The sequence below is a fragment of the Halalkalibacterium halodurans genome, from assembly GCF_004376175.1.
Lineage (GTDB): Bacteria > Bacillota > Bacilli > Bacillales > Bacillaceae_D > Halalkalibacterium > Halalkalibacterium halodurans.
This window is the reverse complement of record NZ_SNUY01000079.1, coordinates 1-2065: the sequence shown is the minus strand read 5'-3', so window position 1 is coordinate 2065 and position 2065 is coordinate 1. Positions and strand designations below refer to the sequence as shown.

Sequence of the window (2065 nt, the reverse complement as noted above, 5' to 3'; positions counted from 1 at the left end):
TGTGTATGGCAAAATAAAAGTGCAGAGCTTTGCAAAGGAAAAATGCAGAGTCCTGCACTAAATTTTTGTGCGTAAACAAAAAAAGACTTGCCAGTCACCCCAAGTCCCACTACAGTAATTGTGTCAAGCAATTGGTAGTGGAGGTAAGAAAGGATGCTAGCAATGTCTGATATTAATTGTATCAAACATTTAAGAAATAACAAAGGTTTATCTATTTCAGAAATACAAAGAACAATGGGAATTAATTGGCGAACAGCTAAGAAGTATGCGGATGAAGATCAACTCCCTAAACAGAAATCATTTAAAAAGAAAGGGATGATGTATGAGGAAAAGTGGGGAGAAATTGTTTCAGATTGGCTTTTTGAGGATTTAAAGTTAAGGAAAAAATTAAGAAGAACAAAGAAACAAATATTTGAAGAACTAAAGGAAATGGGTTTCCAAGGTTCTTATCGTACTGTTTGTTACTTTATCTCTGAATGGATGAATACTCACCAAGAAGAAAAGGATAAAGGGTATGAAAGATTAGAACATCCTCCGGGTGAAGCTCAAGTAGACTTTGGAGTAATGGAAGCTGTACAAGATGGAGAAATTGTGGATATTCATGCTTTAGTTATGACGTTTCCTCATAGTAATGCTGGATTTGCAGTACCGTTACCAGCTGAAAATCAAGAATGCTTCTTACATGGCCTCAATATTCTTTTTAAACAGGTTGGGGGAGTACCTAAAAGGATAAGAATCGATAATTTGACCCCCGCTGTGAAGAAAAAAAGGACAAAAAATGAAGAAGCACAATTAACTGATGAATTTGTTCAATTTCAGAATTATTATGGCTTTGATGTGCAGGTATGCAATCCAAGAAGTGGCCATGAAAAAGGAAATGTTGAGAATAAAGTTGGATATATACGCTATAACTTTTTTACTTCAGCTCCAATAATGGACAGCTATGAGGGTTTAACGGATCAATTATTTCATAAATTAGAGGCGGACAGAAATAGAATTCATTATGCCAAAAACGTACGTATTGAGGACTTATGGCAGGAAGAGCGGGATTATCTTCTAGCCTTACCAGAAAAGCCCTATCCTGTATTTAAAGAGCATCTTGTTAAAGTAAACAAATATAATGAAGTGAAAGTGGACCAGACGTTGGTTCATGTCCCTAAGGGTGGCAACTATAGTCAATTACAAATGATATTAACATGGGATCAATTAAAGATTGTTTCACCTAATGGGGAGATATTATTGGATGACTATCGGCCATATATGAAAAAGCGAAAAGCATTACCATGGCTTTCAATAATTAAAACATGGATTCATAAACCAAGGGTTGTAGAATATTCGCGCTATCATAAGTATTTACCGGGAAGAATTAAAGAATTTTTGTTGGTAGATAATTTAATTATTCGACGAAAACGATTAGAAGCTCTAGCTAGTTTATTAGTTTCTCATGACATGAAGAAGATTAATGAAGAGTTCTATGAATTAATTGCACAGGATAAGCTACCTAGTGATAATAATCCTTATGAAGTGGACTGGAGTAAATACGATTCATTAGCTCCTAGAGAGGAGGCTGTCAATTGAAACAGGACATTAAAGAATTGTGTAAGTCATTGAGGTTAGCTTATGTTGCGGATGTATACGAGCAAATACCGTTTGAAACTCCGGAACAATTCTTGTATGGGCTACTTAAGGAGGAAATAAGATTAAGAGAAAAAGCGAGAGCAATCCGCTTGATAAAAAAGGCGAAGTTCTTAGATAAAAAGAGTTTACATGATTACGAGTGGACCGAACAACTTCGGTTCCCTCCTCACTTAACCAAAGAGGATTTGTGTAGCCTACAATTTATTGAGAATCGAGAAAATGTAGTTTTAGTTGGTTCACCCGGGACAGGGAAGACTCATTTAGCCACAGGACTAGGGAGAAAAGCTTGTGAACTAGGTTATGAGGTTCGTTTTTACCGTGTTGCCCACCTAGTTGAGGAATTAGAGCAAGCTTTACGTAACAACCGTTTATCAGCATTTAGAAAACGGATGGAGAAGGTTGATTTGGTCATTTTAGATGAAATGGG

General features: G+C 36.2%; 2 protein-coding genes. Both read left to right on the top strand.

The window, feature by feature from the left end; genetic code table 11:
- Positions 1-153 precede the first annotated feature (153 nt).
- A complete protein-coding gene (istA, locus tag E2L07_RS18255) occupies positions 154-1578 on the top strand; it encodes an IS21 family transposase (RefSeq protein ID WP_134229504.1) in 1425 nt (474 codons plus the stop codon).
- Positions 1575-2065 (top strand): ATP-binding protein (locus E2L07_RS18250; RefSeq protein WP_134229572.1); only part of this gene is annotated, 491 nt, incomplete at its 3' end. The genes istA and E2L07_RS18250, both read left to right, overlap by 4 nt.